The sequence below is a fragment of the Rhodococcus sp. G-MC3 genome (genome assembly GCF_030063335.1).
Classification (GTDB): domain Bacteria; phylum Actinomycetota; class Actinomycetes; order Mycobacteriales; family Mycobacteriaceae; genus Rhodococcoides.
Window position 1 is genome coordinate 300,543 of the sequence record NZ_JASISW010000002.1, and the last position, 21,679, is coordinate 322,221.

General features: G+C 63.5%; 17 protein-coding genes. 6 read left to right on the forward strand and 11 right to left on the reverse strand.

Going from position 1 to position 21,679, the window contains the following annotated elements; translation table 11 throughout:
* The first annotated feature begins 29 nt into the window (after nt 1–29).
* The 4 genes from QMK17_RS03310 (at nt 30) to QMK17_RS03325 (ending at nt 3,168) form a co-directional block, all read left to right on the forward strand.
* Nucleotides 30–875: a PHP domain-containing protein gene (locus QMK17_RS03310; protein WP_283506993.1), complete on the forward strand. Its 846-nt coding sequence runs from the start codon at nt 30–32 to the stop codon at nt 873–875.
* A complete protein-coding gene (locus tag QMK17_RS03315; protein WP_283506994.1) occupies nt 872–1,486 on the forward strand; it encodes a MarC family protein in 615 nt (204 codons plus the stop codon). The genes QMK17_RS03310 and QMK17_RS03315 overlap by 4 nt, the downstream gene beginning before the upstream one ends.
* Nucleotides 1,487–1,503: 17 nt before the next feature.
* Complete coding sequence (locus QMK17_RS03320) at nt 1,504–1,752, forward strand: hypothetical protein (protein ID WP_283506995.1); 249 nt, start codon at nt 1,504–1,506, stop codon at nt 1,750–1,752.
* Nucleotides 1,753–1,971: 219 nt separating this feature from the next.
* On the forward strand, nt 1,972–3,168 hold the full coding sequence (locus QMK17_RS03325; protein ID WP_283506996.1) for an NAD(P)-dependent malic enzyme: 1,197 nt from the start codon (nt 1,972–1,974) through the stop codon (nt 3,166–3,168).
* A 63-nt stretch (nt 3,169–3,231) separates the two neighbouring features.
* On the opposite strand, the gene QMK17_RS03330 is transcribed toward QMK17_RS03325, so the two are convergent.
* From QMK17_RS03330 to QMK17_RS03345, 4 genes are read right to left on the reverse strand one after another with little or no spacing between them, the layout of a single operon-like run.
* A complete protein-coding gene (locus QMK17_RS03330; RefSeq protein ID WP_283506997.1) occupies nt 3,232–3,960 on the reverse strand; it encodes an ABC transporter permease in 729 nt (242 codons plus the stop codon).
* Nucleotides 3,957–4,622, reverse strand: coding sequence for an ABC transporter permease (locus QMK17_RS03335; RefSeq protein ID WP_283506998.1), 666 nt, complete (start codon nt 4,620–4,622; stop codon nt 3,957–3,959). Before QMK17_RS03335 ends, QMK17_RS03330 begins: the two co-directional genes overlap by 4 nt.
* Nucleotides 4,619–5,779: an ABC transporter ATP-binding protein gene (locus tag QMK17_RS03340; protein WP_283506999.1), complete on the reverse strand. Its 1,161-nt coding sequence runs from the start codon at nt 5,777–5,779 to the stop codon at nt 4,619–4,621. The genes QMK17_RS03335 and QMK17_RS03340 overlap by 4 nt, the downstream gene beginning before the upstream one ends.
* Nucleotides 5,780–5,813: 34 nt before the next feature.
* Nucleotides 5,814–6,761 (reverse strand): ABC transporter substrate-binding protein, encoded by a 948-nt coding sequence (locus QMK17_RS03345; protein ID WP_283507000.1) that lies wholly within the window; start codon nt 6,759–6,761, stop codon nt 5,814–5,816.
* Between the two features lie 200 nt (nt 6,762–6,961).
* Here QMK17_RS03345 and QMK17_RS03350 point away from each other — a divergent pair, with 200 nt between their 5' ends.
* The gene (locus tag QMK17_RS03350; protein ID WP_283507001.1) at nt 6,962–7,840 is read left to right on the forward strand and encodes a glycine betaine ABC transporter substrate-binding protein; all 879 of its coding nucleotides are present in this window, start codon (nt 6,962–6,964) and stop codon (nt 7,838–7,840) included.
* Here the strand turns inward: QMK17_RS03350 and QMK17_RS03355 are convergent.
* The 3 genes from QMK17_RS03355 to QMK17_RS03365 are packed head-to-tail and all read right to left on the reverse strand — an operon-like array spanning nt 7,796 to nt 11,167.
* A complete protein-coding gene (locus QMK17_RS03355) occupies nt 7,796–8,737 on the reverse strand; it encodes an alpha/beta hydrolase (protein ID WP_283507002.1) in 942 nt (313 codons plus the stop codon). The genes QMK17_RS03350 and QMK17_RS03355 overlap by 45 nt on opposite strands.
* Nucleotides 8,738–8,741: 4 nt before the next feature.
* Entirely contained in the window at nt 8,742–9,587 is an 846-nt protein-coding gene (locus tag QMK17_RS03360; protein ID WP_283507003.1) for an SDR family NAD(P)-dependent oxidoreductase, read from the reverse strand.
* A 14-nt stretch (nt 9,588–9,601) separates the two neighbouring features.
* Nucleotides 9,602–11,167, reverse strand: coding sequence for a flavin-containing monooxygenase (locus tag QMK17_RS03365; RefSeq protein WP_283507004.1), 1,566 nt, complete (start codon nt 11,165–11,167; stop codon nt 9,602–9,604).
* Between the two features lie 69 nt (nt 11,168–11,236).
* Between QMK17_RS03365 and QMK17_RS03370 the strand changes: the two genes are divergently transcribed.
* On the forward strand, nt 11,237–11,917 hold the full coding sequence (locus QMK17_RS03370; protein ID WP_442972683.1) for a TetR/AcrR family transcriptional regulator: 681 nt from the start codon (nt 11,237–11,239) through the stop codon (nt 11,915–11,917).
* 164 nt (nt 11,918–12,081) lie between these two features.
* Here QMK17_RS03370 and QMK17_RS03375 read toward each other — a convergent pair whose 3' ends face one another.
* The 4 genes from QMK17_RS03375 to QMK17_RS03390 all read right to left on the reverse strand — a co-directional run bounded on the left by QMK17_RS03375 (nt 12,082) and on the right by QMK17_RS03390 (nt 21,634).
* Nucleotides 12,082–15,873, reverse strand: a complete 3,792-nt coding sequence (locus QMK17_RS03375; protein ID WP_283507005.1) for a multifunctional oxoglutarate decarboxylase/oxoglutarate dehydrogenase thiamine pyrophosphate-binding subunit/dihydrolipoyllysine-residue succinyltransferase subunit — start codon at nt 15,871–15,873, stop codon at nt 12,082–12,084.
* Between the two features lie 112 nt (nt 15,874–15,985).
* Nucleotides 15,986–19,810, reverse strand: a complete 3,825-nt coding sequence (locus QMK17_RS03380) for an ABC transporter ATP-binding protein (RefSeq protein ID WP_283507043.1) — start codon at nt 19,808–19,810, stop codon at nt 15,986–15,988.
* A gap of 37 nt (nt 19,811–19,847) precedes the next feature.
* Nucleotides 19,848–20,609: an ABC transporter permease gene (locus QMK17_RS03385; RefSeq protein ID WP_283507006.1), complete on the reverse strand. Its 762-nt coding sequence runs from the start codon at nt 20,607–20,609 to the stop codon at nt 19,848–19,850.
* Nucleotides 20,606–21,634 carry an ABC transporter ATP-binding protein gene (locus QMK17_RS03390; protein WP_283507007.1) on the reverse strand — a complete coding sequence of 343 codons (1,029 nt, stop codon included), beginning with the start codon at nt 21,632–21,634 and terminating at the stop codon, nt 20,606–20,608. Before QMK17_RS03390 ends, QMK17_RS03385 begins: the two co-directional genes overlap by 4 nt.
* Nucleotides 21,635–21,679: the final 45 nt, after the last annotated feature.

Here is a 21,679-nt window from a genome sequence, read left to right on the forward strand (position 1 = left end):
CACACGGAGCGCCTGAGACACTGGCTTCCGTGCTCATCGACCTTCATACCCATTCGTCGGTCTCCGACGGCACCGACACCCCGGCCGAGCTGGTTCGTGCCGCGCGCGAGACGGGCCTGGACGTCGTTGCCATCACCGACCACGATACGACCGCGGGGTGGGACGAGGCCGTGAGCGCTGCCCCTGCCGGACTCACTGTGGTGCGAGGGATGGAAATGTCCTGCGTCGGCCGCGGAGTGGATGGAAACCCGGTGCCCGTTCACCTCCTGGCTTACCTGTTCGACCCGAAAGACGAGGTCTTCGCTCAGGAGTTGGAACGGCTGCGCGGTGAGCGGACCGGCCGTATCCGGGTGATGGCCGAGCTCCTCGCCGTCGACCATCCTGAGATCGTGCCCGACGAGATCCTTGCGGCAACGGGCGAATCCGCCGGCCGTCCGCATCTGGCGCGGGCTCTCGTCGACATCGGCGCCGTCCGCAGCGTGCAGGAAGCATTCGATGGGTACCTTTCGACGAAAAGTCCCTATTACGTTGCCAAGATCGACACTCCGCTCGAGCGGGCGGTCGAGATGATCAAAACAGCGGGAGGCGTGAGCGTGCTCGCCCACGCCCGTGCTCGCACGCGCGGTCGACTCCTCGATCCGGATCACATCAGGGAACTCGCCGCGCACGGTCTCGGCGGTGTCGAGGTGGAGCACGCGGACCATGACGCCGCGGACACCCTGTTCATGCGTGAACTGGCAGTCGAACTCGACCTGATCGCTACCGGGTCGTCGGACTATCACGGCAGCAACAAACTGCTGAAACTCGGCGAGCACACGACGGCCGTCGCCCAATACGAGCGACTCCTCGACGAGGCCTCGGGCGTGCCCGCGTGATCTTCGATACGACTCTGTACCTGACGGTCCTCATCACGTTGTTCGTGATCATGGATCCTCCTGGGGCCATCCCGGTGTTCCTCTCGCTCGTCGGGCGAAAGAGCAAGGAAGCGCGGAACAAAGCAGCCTGGCAGGCGCCTGCGGTATCGCTGACGGTCATCACCGTCTTCGCCATCGGCGGGCAGGCGATTCTCAATTACCTGCACATTGGCATCCCCGCGCTGCAGGGAGCAGGCGGGCTCCTGTTGCTGATCATCGCGCTCTCGCTGCTCACCGGTCGCGGAGCGGGCGGGGGATCGGAGGCAGAGGACGTCAACGTCGCACTCGTACCCCTCGGAACACCGCTGATGGCGGGTCCTGGAGCAATCGCCGCAGTCATCGTCTACGTCAGCCAGGCCGATGGAAATGTCGGTTCGCTGATTGCCATTGCCCTCGCCATCGTGACCATCCACCTGGTCTTCTTTCTCGTACTCAGATTCTCGACGGTATTGATTCGTATCCTCGGCGAAGGTGGCATCACGCTACTGGCCAGGATCGCGGGTCTGCTGCTGGCTGCGATCGCAGTGCAGCTCATAGCGGACTCCGTCCGCGGATTCATCACAGGAGGCTGACTACCGTGCTACGAGGTTTGAGCGGAGCCGTCGCAGCCGGTCTTGTCGTGCTGGCGATCGTCGTTACCGGGGCGCAGTACCTCGGATCTCAGCGAGGATTTCCCGGCCCGGGCACGGTGTCGGTTGCCGCGCACATCGGTGCTGCCGTGCTGGCACTCGTCATCCAACATTTCGCCGATCACCGTCGGCGGGTGCTGTCCGCGGGGGCGTCACTGCTGGTGTTGGTCGTTGCCGGGGTGCTGCTGTGGACGCAATGGTGGGGATGAGGCTCGATGGGGGACAGGGGTTTGCGTGTAGCGCTGGTGCAGTGGCAGACTGGCGCCAATGCAGCGGTGACGCCACAGCGCCACGCTCGACTGTGACGCTCACCTGCCTCACGTCATCGTAGGTTTTCCGGCAGTCGCAGCCATTGAAAGGGCGCGCTCCGGGCATCTTCTTCGAATTGCCTACCGGTTGCAACCGGATTGTGTCTGAGGAGCTATAACGTGACGACTGTGACCGAACCGCCGAGCAACACAGCCAACCTGTCCGCCATCACGGACGAGGAGATCTTCCTCGGCCATATCGGAGGCAAGCTTTCGGTCGAACTCACCTCACCGCTCGAGACGCAGCGGGACCTCTCCATCGCGTACACCCCGGGTGTCGCCCAGGTCAGCCGCGCTATCGCGCAGGATGCCTCGCTCGCCAAGCAGTACACCTGGACCAATCGTCTCGTCGCCGTCATCACCGACGGGTCTGCCGTTCTCGGCCTCGGCGACATCGGCCCGCGCGCATCGCTGCCTGTGATGGAAGGCAAAGCGGCACTGTTCAAGAACTTCGCCGGCCTCAATTCCATCCCGATCGTCCTCGACACCAATGACGTCGACGAGATCGTCCAGACCATCGTGCACCTGCGTCACAGCTTCGGTGCCGTCAACCTCGAAGACATCTCCGCGCCCCGATGCTTCGAGATCGAGAAGCGTGTCATCGAGGCCCTGGACTGCCCGGTCATGCACGATGATCAGCATGGCACCGCGATCGTGGTCCTCGCTGCGCTCAACGGTGCTGCGAAGGTACAGGGGCGAAGCACCGCGGGACTGAAGATCGTCATTTCCGGAGCTGGTGCTGCCGGCGTCGCCTGTGCCAACATTCTTCTGGCGGCGGGCACTCCGGACGTTGTCGTTCTGGACTCCAAGGGCATCGTCTCGAGCGATCGCACCGACCTCAACAGCGTGAAGGCAGATCTGGCAGTCCGCACCAATCCAAGGGCGTTGACCGGGAGTGCGGCGGACGCCCTCGTGGGAGCGGACGTATTCCTCGGTGTCTCCGCGGGCCAGATCGACGAGACCTACATCGCCTCGATGGCGCCGGAGTCCATCGTTTTCGCTCTGTCCAACCCCGACCCGGAGATCCACCCGGAACGGGCGGCGAAGTACGCGGCGATCGTCGCGACCGGGCGAAGTGACTTTCCGAATCAGATCAACAATGTGCTCGCCTTCCCCGGCGTGTTCAAGGGCGCACTCGACGCCGGAGCACGCCGCATCACCGAAGGCATGAAACTCGCCGCTGCCGAGGCAATCCTCTCGGTTCTCGGTGACGAGCTGGCTGCGGACAAGATTGTGCCGAGCCCGCTCGACCCTCGCGTAGCCCCGGCCGTTGCGGACGCAGTTGCGGCAGCAGCGCGAGCCGAGGGTGTCGCGTAGGAAACAGGGAAAAGAAACACCCCGAACCTGCCCTACCAGGGCAAGGTTCGGGGTGTTTTTCTGTTACTGGCTTTCGGTTTTCGCCAGCCGGCCTTGTGCGTTCTTTCGCGACGTCGGCGACGGCATGCGCCTGAGGCGGGCCGTCCCCGGAACCGATGCCCAGACGGCAAGGGCCAGAAAGCTGTCGACGATCAGAGTCAACACTGCCACCAGAATTGCGCCGACGAGCACCCGTCCGTAGTCGTAGAGTGCAAGCCCGTCGAAAATGTAGCGCCCGAGCCCGCCCAGGTTGACGTAGGCGGCGACGGTCGCGGTAGCGATGATCTGCAGCGTCGTGTTGCGCAGTCCACCGAGGATGAGCGGCAACGCGTTCGGGATTTCCACGCGAAAGAGCACTTGCAGCTCGGTCATCCCCATCGCGCGCGCAGCGTCCACCACCAACGCGTCGACATTCGCTATGCCGGAGTATGTTCCGGCGAGCAGCGGCGGAATTCCGAGAAGGACGAGCGCGATGATCGGGGGTATCAGACCAAGCCCGATCACCAGTACCAGGAAAACCAGGATGCCGAGTGTCGGTAAGGACCGAAGTGCGTTGACAAGCCCGACGATGACGGCCTCGCCCTTCTTGAGATGTCCGATGAGCAGGCCGATCGGAATGGCGATCGCGGCCGAGATGGCCACCGCCAACAGGCTGTACCAGATGTGTTCGATGATTCGGGCGCCGATTCCTGTAGGCCCAGCCCAGTTTCCACCGTCGAAGATATAGCTGAATGCCTGCGAGAACAGATTCATGCTCGCACCTTTGTCCTCTTCGATGTGGTCCCGAGGCGAGTCCACGGCGTCAGCCAGCGGCCGAGTAGATACAGTGCGGCGTCGAACACCAACGCCAGGAAGACGATCGAGATGATGCCCGCGACGATCTGGTCCGGATAGTCACGCTGGTATCCCTGCGTGAACAACTGGCCGAGACCGCCGATGCCGATCACCGAACCCACCGACACCAGCGAGATGTTGGTGACGGCGACGACCCTGATGTTGGCGATCAGAACCGGAAGCGACAGTGGCAGCTCGACGGAGACTGCCCGCCGTAGCGATGAATAACCCATGGCCTCGGCAGAATCGATCACTGCGAACGGCACCGAGTCCAGCGCCTCGGGCACCGCTCTGATCAGCAGAGCCGTCGAGTACACGGCCAGCGCAATGACGACGTTGAGCGGATCCAGAACGGGCAGACCCACGATCGCCGGAATCATGACGAACAAAGCGAGCGAGGGCAGGGTGAACGCGATGCTGGCCACCGTCAGCGTGATTCGCCGCACCCAGCGAACGTTGCGGATGAGGGTGCCGACCGGTATCGCAATGATCAGCCCGATCAGGAGCGGCACGAGCGAGAGATAAAGATGTGTCTTGGTGTAACCGAGGACGACGTCGAAGTTGTCGACCAGCCATTTCACTGGGTGTCGTCCTTGCCGAGGCGCGCTGTGGTGAAGTGGTGGCGGTTGCGTTCTTCGTCCTCGGCTTTACGTTGAACGGCAAGATGTTCGAGGATTTCCGCGGCATCGACGCTGCCGACCGCTGCTCCGGTGGAATCGACCGCGACGCCGATGCCCGAGGGTGAGGAGATCGCCGCGTCGAGCGCTTGGCGAAGGTCGCCACCTTCGAGGAACAATGACCCACCCGCTGCAGTGCTGTCAGCGAGAGTTCCACCGCCGCGTACCTTTTCGACGCCGGTGGCGTCGATCCAACCGAGTGGACGCCTGGCGGAGTCCACCACGAGTATCCACTGTCCCTGGCCCAAGCGTAGATCCGCGATCTGGCTCTCGGTGGCCGTGTCGATCGAGTGCATGGTGACTGCCTCCGCCGAGCGGAAAGACAGACCTCGGTAACCACGATCGCGGCCGACGAACGACGCCACGAACGGCGTTGCAGGAGCGGACAAAATTGTCTCGGGCCTGTCGTACTGCTGAAGTCGTCCCTGAGGACCGAAGACGGCAATGTGATCACCGAGCCGCACGGCTTCGTCGATATCGTGAGTTACGAATACAATCGTCTTCTTCAACTCGGCCTGAAGTCGCAGCATCTCGGTCTGTAGATCCTCGCGAACCACGGGGTCGACGGCACTGAACGGCTCGTCCATCAACAGGATCGGGGGATCGGCAGCCAACGCTCGGGCAACCCCTACTCGTTGCTGCTGACCGCCCGACAGCTGTGCCGGGTAGCGCGAGGCGAATGCCGGGTCGAGTCCGACGCGCTCGAGCACACCGAGTGCAGCCTTGCGTGCCGCACGTCTCGACTGACCGCGAAGCACCGGCACCGTGGCGACGTTGTCCACCACGGTCCGGTGGGGCAGCAGCCCGGCGCTCTGAATGACGTATCCGATTCCGCGCCGTAGCTTCACGGCATCGGTCTCGGCGATGTCCTGCCCGTCGACGGTGATCGTGCCCGAGGTGGGCGTGATCATTCTGTTGATCATCCGCATCGATGTCGTCTTGCCGCAGCCGGACGGCCCGACGAACACCGTGAAGGACTGGGGCTCGATCACGAGATTCAACGCATCGACTGCGGTGGTTCCGTCGGGATACGTCTTGCTGACACGTTCGAAAGTGATCACTGCAGTGGGTCCCTGTCGTTCGTGTGCGTGAGAATCAACTGACCGGCTTGTCCAGGCCCTTGTCTGCCACCCATGCCTTCGCTGCGGCCGCAGGCTCGGTCTTCGAGTCCCCGGACACCGAGGTGTTGAGCGCAATCAGTTCTTCGGTGGTGATCTGCGCGGACACCGCGTCGAGCACCTTGGTGAGCTTGTCCGACGCCTTGGCCTTGTTGAACACCGGAATGATGTTCTGAGCGGCGAAGTTGTTCTCGGGATCGTCGAGGACGACAAGGTCGTTGGCCGCGATGGCGGGGGAGGTGGTGAAGATGTCGGCCGCGCTGACCTGGCCGGAGACGAGCGCCTCGACTGTGGCAGGGCCACCGCCATCGGAGATCGGAACGTAGTTGCTCGCAGCGATATCGAGGCCGTACTTCGAGCTCAGACCGGGCAGGCCTCCGACGCGTTCCTGGAACTCGGGGGTGCCACCGAACTTGACGTCGGCCGAGAACGGCGCGAGGTCGCCGATCGTTTTCAAGTTGCGTTCGGTTGCCGTGGCACGCGTTACGACGACGGCGTCCTTGTCCTCACCTGGTGCCTGAGCCGTCACGGCGAGGTCGGAGCCGAGTGCTGCAGGCAGCGCTGCGAGGACGTCCGCGGACGAAGTCGCGGTGGCCGATTCGTCCAAGTACTGCAGAAGATTGCCCGTGTAGTCGGGGATCATGTCGATCGATCCGTCTTTGACCGCGGGGATGTACGCCTCACGACTGCCGATGTTGAGCTTGGTGCTCACATCGAAGCCGTTGGCTCGTAGAGCCTCGGCGTAGATGTTCGCCACTGTCTCGGACTCGGGAAAGTTGGCCGAGCCGACGACAATCGTGTTGGGGTCGGTGTTGGTTTCACCTCCGCCGGAGGACAACGGATCGCTGTTGCCGCCGCACGCCGTCAGCGCCAGAACCGAGAGGGACAAAACGGCAAGGGCGCGGGTGGTTCGGGTGAGATTCATTGGGGCCTTTCCAGAGCCTCTGGTGCATGACATCGGTTCGGCTGCTCCGGCATGGACGAACCGGTATCTCTCGGCCGCACTCGGATTGTGCTGAAAAAACAGCATAGTCATAAGGTTGGCTTGTTGATCATCTCGTTCGCCTTTGTTCCCGGCGACCGGAACCGGTAAACCTGTGGTGCCACGGGTGGGATGGAGTATGAGTGTTCGCGTCGGGTCCGAAGGCACTCGTAGCCGCGATAGGCGTCGTCGTCCTGGCCGGTTGCAGCGCGCAGTCAACCGATTCCACCGACGTGAAAGTCGGGGCGGGTGACAGTGCCGAGAGCCGGCTGCTAGCTCAGATCTACGCGGGCGCGATTCGCTCCGCAGGTACCGCAGTGGAGGTCGAGTCCGGGTTGGGCGGCCGGGCGGACTACCTCGAATCCCTCGACCGCGGCGACATCACATTGATTCCGGACTTCACCGGTGCACTGCTGTCCGAGTTCGACTCGACGTCGCGGGCAACCGAATCGGAGGACGTGTTCGTCGATCTGAACAGGTCGTTGCCCGAGGGGCTGACGGTGGGGGACTACGCGCTGGCCGAGGATCGAACGGCTATCGCGGTATCGCCGGCAGGGCCGTTCGCGGATGCGTCGTCCCTCTCGGACGTCGAATCAGACCTATACGGTCGGCGGATGGGCGTTCTCGGGAACCCTCCCAAGCCGGATCCACAGGAAGTTGTCGCTCGGCTCGAACCTGGAATCGGAGACGGGTTCACCGACGTCGTCTTATATCTCGACGCGCGAACCGCGGTGGATGCTCTGGCGTCGGGAGAGATCGACGTCCTGGCCTTCACGACAGTCTCGTTCGGGCCTGAAGCAGCCGATCTGGTGACGCTGGAGGACACCGAAAGTGTGTTTCCGGCTCAGAACGTGGTCCCGTTGCTACGAAACGGTTCGTTGAACGACACGGCTCTTGCGACGCTCAGTGTCGTGGCAGGCGAACTGACCACTGCGGACCTCGCCGATATGATCGGCGAGGTCCGCAGTGGTGGTGACTCAGGCGATGTCGCTGCTCGTTGGCTCGGCGAGCACAACCTCTGAACCGGCCCTGACCCTGGCACCGATGAAGGCGCCGAGGTGGTGCACTGCGTCCGCAGCTTCACGCAGGATCGATGCCTGCAGATGCGCTACGTGCCACAGTTTCTCGTACTCGACGTAATCGACCTCGACACCGGAGAGCAGAAGCTTTTCGTGGAACGCGACGATCTGCGGGTAGAGAACCTCCGACGTTCCGACGTGCAGAACGACCGGCGGCAATCCGGTGAGATCGCCCTGGAGCGGTGCGAATCCCTGGTCGAGTGGGTCGCCGTCGCCCAGGTAGGCCTCGGCCGAGGTGTACGACCATGCGGTGTTCACCACCAGATCGCGTTCGAACTGGGCATCACGAGCACCGGGATCGACCCAGGGTGAAATGAGGCCGAGGGCGGCAGGTTTCACACCGTCGTCGACGAGGTGACGAGCGGTGGCGACCGAGAGTCCGCCGCCAGCCGAGTCTCCGGCGATGGCAACCCGATCCGCCGTGAAACCGTGCGACTTGAGCAGTTCACGGTAGGCCGCGACGGCATCGGTCAGACCGGCGGGATAGGGGTTTTCCGGTGCCAGGCGGTAGTCGAGAACGTAGACGGCACTTGCCGATTCGCGCGCGAGGTGAGCTGCGAGCGAACGGTGCGTTGCCATCGACCCGATGGTGTACGCGCCCCCGTGCAGGTACAGCACCGCTGTGTCGCGCTCGGTGGCCCCGACGGTGACGCGTTCGGCCCGCCGTCCACCAAGGGTAAGCCGCTGCACCACAGCGCCTTCCGGCATCGTCTGCAGCGGTGCACCGAGGTCGAGAAGCTTGCGCTGCACGGTGAACGGAAGCCTGGCATCGAGGGCGAGCCGATAGAACGGCTTCAACGCAGCGGAGACGAGCGGCAACGGCAGGTACACAGTCTTCATTGCGTCACTTCTTTCGCGGCATCGCGCGGTTGGCGATGAGCGCGACCACTCGCTGGTACTTCGACCCGGTGATCCGCTGGAACAGATCGAGTGCAACTGCGTCGGATCCGATCAGCACGCGGCCCTTGCCCTTTTCCACGCCCTTGAGGATCGTCTTCGCGGCCTGATCCGGTGTGGTTTTGGCGAGCTTCGCATCGAAGAACTTGGCGACGGACTGCTGGTCGTAGTTCTCGGCGACGGTTGCGTTGCGCGCAATGGCAGTCTTGATGCCACCGGGGTGAACCACGGTCATCTTGACGGGCGCCTTGGAGATGAGCAGCTCCATGCGCAGTGCCTCGCTGAAACCGCGGACGGCAAACTTCGCAGCGTTGTAGGCGGCCTGCGACGGCATCGCGAGCAAACCGAACAGGCTGGAGATGTTTACGATGTGGCCGTCACCGGACGCCTCGATGTGCGGCATAAATGCCTTGGTGCCGTTGACGACTCCCCAGAAGTCCACGTCGATGATGCGCTCGATGTCCTTGAACGACGACTCCGAGACGTCACCGTGGTAGGCGATTCCGGCGTTGTTGTAGATCTGGTTGACCTTGCCGAACCGCTCCTTGACGGCGTCGGCGTAATCGAGAACGGTTTCGCGCTGGGTGACGTCAAGGAAATCCGACTTCACCTCTCCGCCCAGTGCTTCCACCTGGCGCACGGTCTCTTCGAGTCCTGCGACGTCGACGTCCGACAGTGCGAGTTTGGCGCCGCGCTGCGCGAGGTTGAGGGCGAGCGCGCGCCCGATACCGGAGCCCGCACCGGTGACGACGGCGACTTTGCCTGCGAATGCGCTCGCGCTGTTGGAACTCACTGTGCTTTTCGACATCACTGTGCCACGACCTTGCTGTCGGATGCGGACGCTACGGCGCTGCCGCTGATGGAAAGATCGCCTGTAGCAACGCTTCGGTACGCTGCAAGGTCGAACTTCTTGGTCATGCTGCGGAACCGGAACGTGAAGTCGGGCCACAGGGTGGTGTTGTTTCCGTGCTTGTCGAGATACCAGCTGGCGCAGCCGCCGTTCATCCAGACGCTTTTCGACATGCGATCCTGAAGGTCCGCGTTGTAGTCGTCCTGCACGTCCTTGCGAACCTCGATGACGCCGATGTCGTGCTTCTCGATCGTGTTCAGCGCGTCGACCACGTAGTTGAGCTGCGACTCGATCATGAAGACCATCGAGGTGTGGCCGAGGCCTGTGTTGGGTCCGACGAGGAAGAACATGTTAGGGAAGTTCGCGACGGCCGCGCCCTTGTAGCCCTGCTGGCCCTCTTCGTCGAACGTCTGCGCGAGGGTCTTGCCGCCCTTGCCGTAGATACCCTGGTAGGCAGGCGAATCCGTGACGTGGAAACCGGTGGCGACCACCAGTGCGTCGATCTCACGCTCGGTCCCGTCGGCGCTGACGATCGAGTTGGCGCGCACCTCGGCGATACCGTCGGTGACAAGGTCGACGTTCGGGCGATCCAGGGCCGGGTAGTACGCGTTCGAGATGAGCATTCGCTTGCACCCGATGCGGAAGTTCGGCGTGACCTTCTTGCGAAGCGACTTGTCCTTGATGCCCTTGGTGATTTGCTGACGGGCCACGACCTCGAGGATTCGCATCAACTTCGGCTGCTTGGCGAGGCCGACGACCTGAGTCTCACGCGCTGCGTAAATGCCCGTTCGCGACAAGCGCTGGAATCCGGGGATGTGCTTGAACGCGAACTTCTCGATGCCGGTGTACGCACGGTCGAAACGAGGAAGGATCCACGGGGCGGTGCGCTGGTACACGTCGAGGTGTTTCACCTGCCCGGCGATTGCCGGGACGATCTGGATCGCGGAGGCTCCGGTGCCGATGACTGCGACACGCTTGCCGTCGAGGCTGACGTCGTGGTTCCACTGGGCGGAGTGGAAGATCTCGCCCTCGAAACCTTCGATACCTGCAATGGGGGGCAGATTGGGCTCGCACAATGCACCGACCGCCGTGACGACGACCTTTGCGGTGTACTCGCCGGTGCTGGCGACGATATCCCAGCGGTGGGTGCTCTCGTTCCAGGTCACCGACGTGACATCCGAACCGAACACGTGCCTGTCCAGCACGTTGTACTTGCGGGCAACCGATGAGATGTACTTCTGGATCTCCGGTTGGGTGGAGAACGAGCGCGTCCAGTCCGGGTTGAGCGCGAACGAGTACGAGTACAGGTGTGACGGAACGTCGCAGGCAGCACCGGGATAGGTGTTGTCGCGCCAGGTGCCGCCGACGTCGCCGCCGCGTTCGAGCACGAGGAAGTTCGTCTTGCCCTGCTGGGTCAGCTTGACCGCGAGGCCGAGGCCGGCGAAGCCACTGCCGATGATCACGGTGTCGACCTGGCGCGGCGCAATCACGCGCTCCGAAGTATCTGTTACGGAAAGACTCATGCAAACGAGACTAGAAGCTTATTGAGTGTGAGTCAATAGTTATTGACTACTATTCAGTAGAGTGTTCTGATGGCCAGTGTGAACAACCCGGTTACCACCACATCCGGTCGATCTGCAGGCTCCGGTCCTGCCAGGCGTACTCGGATGAGCCCCGCAGAGCGGCGTGCCCAGCTGATCGCGCTCGGCACCGAGATGCTGACCGACCGGCCGCTCGAACAGGTGTCCGTCGAAGACATCGCCGACCAGGCCGGAGTGTCGCGGGGGCTGCTCTTTCACTATTTCTCGTCGAAGCAGGACTTTCACCTGGCCATCGTGCAGGAAGCCAGTCAGACGATGCTCGAACGCACGGCTCCCGACCCATCCTTGGGTGGACCCTACGAGGTCTTGCGCGATTCCATCGCGAATTACGTGGACTACGTCTCCGAGAACAGAGAAACCTTTATCGCGCTACTACGCGGCTCGGCGACCGGCGATCCCGATATGCGAGGGGTCTTCGAGCAGACGCGCACGACAATGGCGGACCGCACCGTCGCGAATTTGCACCTACTGCAGGTCGAGACCACCGCAGCCACACAACTTGCCGTTCGCGGTTGGATCGCCTTCGTCGAGGAAGCCACGATCTCATGGCTTCGCGACCCTCAGATCACCCGCGACGAATTGATCGAGCTGAATGTGGGTGCGCTCCCCGCTGTCGCTCTTGCCCCGGGGATGATTGCCGCCCTCCTGGGTGCCGGTGCGTCCACCGAGTAGTTCCGTGCCTTCCGCATGAATGGACCATGGCAACGGTTAGACGGCTTCAAGGGTCCATTCATGCCGGGCCGGGGTGGCCCTGAAATACCAAATGGCGCATTCGCTCACCGTGGGCTTGTAAACCCATGTGACCGAATGCGCCATTGGCTGGTGCGCCTGAAAATCTAGCCTTCGCCGACTGCCGAGAAGGCTTCGTCGATGATTTCGAGCTGCTCGACGGCGTGGACCTTGCTCGATCCCGAGGACGGGGCGGACATCGCACGACGCGACACGCGCTTGATCCCACTGAGGATGTCGGGCAGCAGTTCGGGAAGCGCCAGACCGAAGAACGGCCACGCACCCTGGTTCGCCGGCTCCTCCTGGACCCAGCGGAACTCGGTTGCGTTCGGATAGCTGTTGATTGCATCGGTGATCCGACGAGTCGGGACCGGGTACAGCTGCTCGATCCGGACGATGGCGACGTCCTCGCGGTTGTCCTTCTGCTTGCGAGCGAGGAGCTCGTAGTAGAGCTTGCCGCTCACCATCAGGACGCGCTTGACCTTGCTGCGATCACCGGTGCCGGAGTCGTAGGTCGGCTCGTCGAACACCGAGTGGAACTTGCCGTCGGTGAAGTCCTCGATGTTGGAGACCGCGGCCTTGTTGCGCAGCATCGACTTCGGTGTGAAGACGATGAGCGGACGACGGATTCCATCGCGTGCATGACGACGCAGCAGGTGGAAGTAGTTCGCCGGGGTCGACGGAACGGACACGGTCATCGAGCCCTCGGCGCACAGCGTCAGGAAGCGCTCGATACGACCGGACGTGTGGTCCGGTCCCTGGCCCTCGTGGCCGTGCGGCAGCAGCAGCACGACGTCGGAGAGCTGTCCCCACTTGGCTTCACCGGACGAGATGAACTCGTCGATGATGGGCTGCGCGCCGTTGACGAAATCGCCGAACTGCGCTTCCCAGAGCACCAGAGCTTCCGGGTTGCCCACCGAGTAGCCGTATTCGAAGCCGACGGCCGCGAACTCGCTGAGGGCGGAGTCGTAGACCATGAACTTGCCGGGCTCGGCACTGCCGATGTTGTGCAGCGGGGTGTACTCGGCGCCGGTCTTGCGGTCGATGATGACCGAGTGGCGCTGGGTGAACGTTCCGCGGCGCGTGTCCTGGCCGGAGAGGCGCACGTTGCGCCCTTCGTCCACGAGCGATCCGAGTGCGAGCAGCTCGCCGAAGGCCCAGTCGACCTTGCCCTCGTATGCCATCTCGCGGCGCTTCTCGAGAACCGGCTTGACGCGCGGGTGCACGTTGAAGCCCTCGGGAACCTCGAGGAAGGCGTCGCCGATGCGGTGAAGGACCGACTTGTCGACTGCGGTGGTGAGCTTGGCAGGCAACTGCTGGTCGAGCTCGACCGACTCACTGGGCTCGGGGGTGTACTTCTCGAGCTCGCGCACCTCGTTGAAGACTCGCTCGAGCTGTCCCTGGTAGTCGCGAAGTGCGTCCTCGGCCTCTTTGAGGGAGATGTCGCCGCGGCCGATCAGGGATTCGGTGTAGCTCTTGCGCACGCTGCGCTTGGTGTCGATGACGTCGTACATCGCCGGCTGCGTCATCGAGGGGTCGTCGCCCTCGTTGTGTCCACGCCTGCGGTAGCAGATCATGTCGATGATGACGTCCTTGTTGAACGTCTCGCGGAAGTCGACGGCGAGCTGAGCAACGCGAACACAAGCCTCCGGGTCGTCACCGTTGACGTGGAAGATCGGCGCGCCGATCATCTTCGCCACATCGGTGCAGTACTCGGACGAGCGCGAGTGCTCGGGAGCGGTGGTGAAGCCGACCTGGTTGTTGACGACGATGTGCACGGTGCCGCCGGTGCGGTAGCCGCGCAGCTGCGCGAGGTTCAGCGTTTCTGCCACGACGCCCTGGCCCGCGAACGCCGCGTCGCCGTGGAGCATCAGCGGAAGCACGGAGAAGCCGCCGTCGCCTGCACCCTTGTCGAGGAGATCCTGCTTGGCACGAACCAGGCCTTCGAGAACCGGGTCGACTGCTTCGAGGTGCGACGGGTTCGCGGTCAGCGAGACTGCGATGTCGTTCTCCCCGAACATTTGGATGTAGGTGCCCTCGGCGCCCAGGTGGTACTTCACGTCGCCGGAGCCGTGAGCGGCTGCCGGGTTCATGTTGCCCTCGAACTCGGTGAAGATCTTCGAGTAGGGCTTGCCCACGATGTTCGCCAGTACGTTCAGCCGACCACGGTGAGGCATGCCGATGACGACCTCGTCGAGCGAATGCTCGGCGCTCTGGTCGATGACCGCGTCCATCATCGGGATGACGGACTCTGCACCTTCGAGAGAGAAACGCTTCTGCCCGACGTACTTGGTCTGCAGGAAGGTCTCGAACGCTTCGGCAGCGTTGAGCTTGCTCAGGATGTACTTCTGCTGCGCCACGGTCGGTTTGACGTGGGTGGCCTCGACGCGCTCCTGCAGCCACGCGACCTGATCGGTTTCGAGGATGTGGGTGTACTCGATGCCCATGTGCCGGCAATACGAATCACGCAGGACGCTGAGTACGTCGCGCAGACGCATCTTGTCCTTACCGTGGAATCCGCCGACCTTGAATTCGCGGTCGAGGTCCCACAGCGTCAGATCGTGGCTGATCACGTCGAGGTCCGGGTGCATCCGGAACTTGTCCTTGGTGAACTGCAACGGATCCGTGTCGGCCATGAGATGGCCACGGTTTCGGTAGGCCGCGATCAACTCCAGCACGCGGGTGTTCTTGTCGACGGTGCCCTCGGGCAGGTCCTTGCGCCAGCGGATGGGCTCGTACGGAATCTTCAGCGAGTGGAAGATCTCGTCGTAGAACTCGTCGCTGATCAGCAGGTTGTGGATCGTGCGTAGGAAATCGCCCGATTCGGCACCCTGGATGATGCGGTGGTCGTACGTCGAGGTCAGGGTCATGAGCTTGCCGACGCCGAGGTCTGCGAGGCGCTCGTCGCTCGAACCCTGGAACTCGGCCGGGTACTCCATTGCGCCTGCACCGATGATGGCGCCCTGGCCCTGCATCAGACGAGGGACGGAGTGCACGGTTCCGATGCCACCGGGGTTGGTCAGCGACAGCGTGACGCCCTGGAAGTCCTCACCGGTCAGCTTGCCGTCACGTGCACGACGAACGATGTCCTCGTACGCGTTGTAGAACTGCGTGAACGTGTATTCCTGGGTGTTCTTGATCGCGGCGACGACGAGCGTGCGGTTGCCGTCCTTGCCGGGAAGGTCGATGGCGAGACCGAGGTTGGTGGCAGCGGGTGTCACTGCATTCGGCTTGCCGTCGATCTCGGCGAAGTGGCGGTTCATGTTCGGGAACGCCTTCACGGCCTGCACGATGGCGTAGCCGAGAAGGTGAGTGAACGAGATCTTTCCGCCGCGCGTGCGGGCGAGGTGGTTGTTGATCACCAGGCGGTTGTCGACCATGAGCTTGGCCGGAATCGCGCGAACGCTGGTCGCGGTGGGAATCAAAAGCGAGGCCGACATGTTCTTCGCGACGGCAGCAGCGGCGCCGCGCAGAACCTTGTTCGACTCTTCGGCCGGGGTCGCCGCTGAGGCAGGCTTCGCCTTGGCGGTGGCCGGAGCGGCTCCAGCGGCCTTCGAGGTCGCGGGCTTCGAGGTGGGAGCAGGCTTGGTCGCAGCTGCGGCAGGCTTGCGTGCCTCAGTCTCGGGGACGTCAGCCGGGGGGGCCTCAGCCTTGGGAGTTGCCTTCGGCGCGGCAGTTGCTGCGGACTTCGGGTTGGTCGCGGACGTACCGTTCGACGGAGCTTTACTCCCGTTCGGAACTGACGCCGTGCCGTCACCTACCGGTGCGTCCGGGTCGTAATCGGTGAGAAATTCGTGCCAACTGGCATCGACAGAGGACGGATCGTCCTTGAAACGTTCGTACATCTCGTCGACAAGCCATTGGTTTTGTCCGAATTGGGTAGTAGAGCTGCTGCTCACGGCAGTAGTTCGCCTCGATTCTTCTCTTCGTTCCCGATCAAACGCGCGTACACATCCAGGCTAGACCTCTGGCGGGGGAGACCGACGCCCGGGACGAAGCTGTGGTATGTACTCACGAGTAACTATCAGCTTCTGTGCTGACGACTCCTTGGACTATCGAATTATTCCCGTTCGGCGTTTCTGCCGCATCCCACAACTGTGCGTAGAAGCTACCCGCGGCCCTCAATCGGTCGTGCGTACCGGTCTCGACTATCCGTCCGCCGTCGATGACGACGATCAGATCGGCCCGTGCCGCAGTGGCCAACCGGTGCGCGACAACCACCGCAGTTCTCTTGTGGAGTACCGCGTCACTGGCGGCGAGAACCTTGCGTTCGGTGGCGGGGTCGAGCGTCGCGGTTGCCTCGTCGAGAAGGAGTAAGTCGGGGTCGACGAGCTCTGCTCGGGCTAGTGCGATCAGCTGTCGTTGACCCGCCGACAGACCCTGTCCACGCTCACCCACCGGCTGTCTCATACCCCCGCGAAGTGCGGCGATGGTGTCCAGGGCGCCCACTGCCCGCGCTGCGGCCTCGATCTCGGCGCGGGAAGCATCGGGTTTGCCGAAGGCGATGTTGCTCGCGACGTCGCCGGTGAAAAGATGCGCTTCCTGAGGCACGACGCCCAATCTCTGGCGGTACTCGGAGAGCCGATAATCGCGCAGATCCGTTCCGTCCACACGCACCGAACCGGACGTCGGATCGTAAAAACGAGCAAGCAGTTTCACGACGGTCGACTTGCCTGCGCCGGTGTGCCCGACGAGTGCAACGGTGGTCCCGTGAGGCACTGTGAGATTGACCTCAGTGAGTGCATCGGTGTCGGCTCCGGCATAGCGGAAACCGACGTTTCTCAGTTCGATATCACTACGGAGATGTCCGTCACGAATAGGTACGAGTTCCGAATTCGAAGCCGTTTCGATCGAACTCGGGGTGCGGAGAAGATCGCCGATACGGCTGACGCCGACCCTTGCCTGTTGGTATCCGTCGAACACCTGGGAGAGCTGCTGGATCGGCCCGAACAGCAGGCCGAGGTAGAGCACGAACGCGATGAGGGTGCCCGCCGAGGTCGATCCTGTCGCGACTTGATGCGCACCGACGAAGACGACGAAAGCGAGGGCGAGGTCGGACAGAAGCGTGATGAACGGGAAGAACACGGAGATCGCGCGCTGCGACCGCATTCGGCTGACCCGATAGTGATCGGCGCGTTCGGCGAATCGGTCGGCGGCGAACTCCTCGCGCCGATACGCCTGCGCCGAGCGGAGGCCTGCGATGTTCTCCTGGAAGTCGGCGTTGACCGTCGAGATGCGCTCGCGTGAGGTGGAGTAGGCCGCGGACGAGATCCTGCGGAAAACGACGGTCGCGATGATCAGCGGCGGTACTACAGCGAGGGCCACGAGCCCCAGCGAGAGATCGGTGACGAGCAGGGCCGTAGCGATCCCGAGAACAGTGAGCAGGCTGACCACGGCTGTCGAAGCCCCAGTCTGGATGAACGCCGAGAGGGCGTCGACATCGGTGGTCATGCGGGTCATGATGCGGCCGGACAGTTCGCGTTCGTAGTAGTCGAGCCCGAGCCGCTGGATGTGGGCATAGCTCTTGACCCTGAGCCCGAAGAGCACGCGTTCGCCTGCACGGGCAGTGATGGTGGTCGTCGCCGCAATGACGAACCACCCAGCAACGGCCAGCGCGATGCCGATGCCGGTTGCCGTCCACAGCGCGCCGGAGTCGCCACCGGACACGCCGTCGTCGACTGCGAATCGAACGATGGAGGGAAACGCGATCGATGAGAGGGAGTCGAGCGCGAGCAACACGACGACGGCGATCAGCAGGGCGCGCACGGGAGCGAGCAGCCGTGACAGGCGGAAGTTCGGATCTGCTGCGCGTAGCGCGGGGCCCGACGTCTGCGGGTCCTCGGTGGCCGGTGGCAGTGCGTCGACGGCTGCGGACATCTGCGGGGTCGATGCTGTGCTGCCGAGTGCGCCGGCAATGTGTCCGCCACCACCACCGCCACCACCCCCGGGAGCCCGTGCGGGCGCCGCGGTGCTCACCTTCCGTGAATCGACGCCCTGCGGCGTTTCCTCGGGCCACAAAGTGGCTTCGTCGGGTTCAGGCGCGGGCTCGTCCTGGACACGGAGGACGTCGGGAGTCGAGGTGTCGTCAGAATCGCCGCCCGCGAGAAGTTGCCGGAAGAGAGGACACCGTTCGTCGAGCTCGGCGACGGTTCCTGCGTCGATGATCCGACCGCCGTCGAGGACGGCGACGCGGTCGGCGAGCGTCAACGTGGACCGGCGGTGTGCGAGAACCACGGTGGTGCGGTCGCGGAGACGACGAAGGGCGTCGAAAATCTTGGCTTCGGTTGCAGCGTCGACGGCGGAGGTGGCGTCGTCCAGCACGAGCACCCGTGGGTCGGTGAGCAGCGCACGGGCAAGGGCGATGCGTTGCCTCTGGCCACCGGACAATGTCAGTCCGCGTTCTCCGACGATGGAGTCGTATCCGTCGGGTAATGCCTCGACGAATTTCGCGGCCTCGGCCAGACCTGCGGCACGCTCGATCTCCTCGGAGGTGGCATCGGGCCGTCCGAGCGCGATATTCGCTGCGATGGTGTCGGAGAACAGGAACGGTTCGTCGAACACCAGCCCCACGGCACCCCGCAGCTGCTGTGCGCTCACCCGATCGACGTCGAATCGTCGGCCGTCCGAGGTCAGCGCGACCGTGCCGGACTCGGGGCTGTAGAAGCGGGGGAGGAGCAGCGACAGCGCGGTCTTGCCAGAGCCTGCGTGCCCGACGATCGCGATGCACTCGCCGGGGGCAACGCTGAGGTCGAGCGATCGGAGTACGTCCCGCGTCGGTTCGAATCCGAAGACGACGCTGTCGAAATCCAGGCCGAGTGGACCGTCGGGTAGATGCAGTGGCTGGTGTGGTTCCGGGACGACGGGCTCTGTGTCGACAACGGCATAGACACGTTCGACGGCGGCGCGCGAGAGCTGAGCCATGATCACGACCGAGGACAGGGTGCGAGTGACGGCGGACAGCGTTGCGACGTAGGTGGCGAACGCCAGAAAAGTACCGACAGTGATGTGTCCGTGCATGGCCAGGTAGCCACCGAGCGCGATGACGCCGACGAGTCCGAGTTGCGGAATGGCCGCCATGGACGGTGCGAATCGGGAGTTGATCTTGGCGGCGCGCATCCGCTCGGCGAACAGAGTGCGGCCGAGTTTCTCCAGCAGGTCCACCGCGCGGGCCTCCTGGCCGAAGCCTTTGACGACGCGGACTCCGGTGACGGTCTCCTCGACGTGCTGCGCCAGGTCGGCGGCCCGTTGTTGAGCCGACCAGGTAGCCGCGTACAGCCTGGGCCTGACGCGGTAGACCACCATCGACACCCCAGGAACTATGAGCAGTGCGACGATCGTCAGGAGCGGCGAAAGGTACGCCATCACGATGAGGGCGAGCACGAATTGCAGAAGCGCGCCTGCCGACAGTGGCACCATGGCGAGCAGACCCTGGACGAGCTGAAGGTCGGTGATCGACCGCGACACGACCTGGCCGGTTCTGATTTCGTCCTGACGTCGTCCGTCGAGACGCTGCAGTGACCCCAGCAGTGCCAACCGGAGGTCGTGCTGAACGTCGATCGACAGGCGCCCGGCAAGAAGCCTTCGACCGAATTGACACCCGAACCGGACGATCCCGAGCGCGCCGATTGCGACGGCGACCGTGAGAATCTTGCCGTTCTCTCCCGCGCTCGCATCGTCGACGGCGATGCGCGTGAGCAGTGGAAACGAAATATCGATGACGGCTGCTACGAGCGTGACCGTCAGGGCGCCGAGTGCAGTCTTGCGGTGAATCCAGCACTGAGCGACGAGGCGAGAAATCCACCCCGTCTCGCGGTTGTCGTTACCTTGTCTCACCATCACCACCGAACGCTAGTCCTCGGCACCGACACCAACGTCAGCTGATGTCGCGTTCGCGGGTACGAAGCCAGCCGGCGGCAACCAAGACTGCCGCCCACAACGAAAGGCCGACGGCCGCCAGTACCCACGACGTGACAACCCCGTCGTCGTTGATCTGGCCTGCTGCGACGAGGGAGAAGGTCAGTGCCGATGGTGTGACGTGCCAGGCTCCGTCGATTCCGATGCCCGACAGGATCCCGATCGCGATCAACTCGCCGAAAGGGAACCACGCGACGATGACGATCGACGGCCACGTCGGCGACCCGAACAGCAGCCCGAGCCCAGATCCGATGAGGGACCACAGGACAACCGCGAACAGACCCGATGCCACCGATGCCATCGTCTCGCTGTCGAGCGAGAACGAGCCTGCGGTGAACAGCAGAAGGCACGTGAGGCTGCAGATCGCAACGATCAGTCCGTAGCCGAGCGAAAACAGCGCGGTAACGGCGATTTTTGCGGCGATCACGCGATCTCGACTCGATGCTGTGAGAAACGACGTCGTGATCGTGTCATGCCTGAACTCGGTTCCGGTGTTGACGGCCGAGAACACGGCAGCGAACAGCATCGAAAACATCAGAGCGACGAACAGTCCGACGACGGCGACTCCGTCGAGTTCGCCGGTCAGGTCTTCGGTTCCGTTCGCGACCGCCGAGGAAATAGCGCTCGCACAGATACCGACGAAAATCGGCGGTAGCGCGAGTGCCCACCAAAAGTTGAGGGTGGTGACTTTGCGGATCTCGGCGGTGAGCAGTGTTGTCATCGTCGTTCACCCTCCCAGTAGGACTGCGTCGGCGGTGGTCCGTATCCAGGTGGTGGTCCGTATCCAGGAGGCGGACCGTAACTCTGCGGCGGGAATTGTCCAGGAACCGGTGCGGCGTACTGGCCGGCCGTCATGGAGAGAAAGACCTGTTCGAGGTCGACGTGTTCGTAACTCGTGCCGAACACCGTCAGCTCGCTTTCCTGTGCGATTCGGGTGATCGTGTCGGCGTTGCTCTCGGCGACACCGAGTCTGCCGTCGGGCAGCAGTTGGCTGTTGGTGATTCCATTCGATGCGAGTGCCAGCGCGAGGGCTGCAGGGTCGGATACCGCGACGAGCGTCCGGCTCGGCCGCGACGACCGCAGCTGCTCGATGGTGCCCTGGTAGACAAGGGCGCCGCTACTGACGATGACGAGATTGTCCACGGTCGCTTCGACCTCACGGAGCAGGTGACTCGATATCAGTACGGTGCGGCCCCCGGCAGCGAACGATTTGAGGAAGTCGCGCAGCCACGCGATTCCTTCCGGGTCGAGGCCGTTGGCCGGTTCGTCGAGCACCAGGATCTCGGGGTCTCCCAGCAGTGCTGTCGCGAGCGCAAGGCGTTGACGCATGCCTAGCGAGAACTCGCCGACGTTGCGCTTGGCGGCGTCTGCCAGACCCACGACCCGCAGCACCTCCTCGGCCAGGCTGTCGGCAACGCCGATCGCCGAGGTGAAGATTCGCAGGTGCCCGAGTGCGGTCCGTTTGGGGTGAAGACTCCGCGAGTCGAGAACGGCACCGACGGTCCGTGCCGGATGTGTGAGGTTGGAGAACGGGGCGCCCGCGACGAGTGCGAGGCCCGCGGTCGGCTTCGCCAGCCCGAGCAACAGACGCAGAGTTGTGGTCTTGCCTGAGCCGTTCGGTCCGAGGAAGCCCGTGATCGACCCGCGCGGAACGGCGAATGTCAGATCTGACACGGCTCGAACCGTTCCGAAGGTCTTCGTCAGGCCGTGCGCTTCCAACGCGTTCATACCGAAGCCGTATGTCATGCAGCGATTCCCCCGGGACGTCGACAAAAAGTACCGGACCGGATG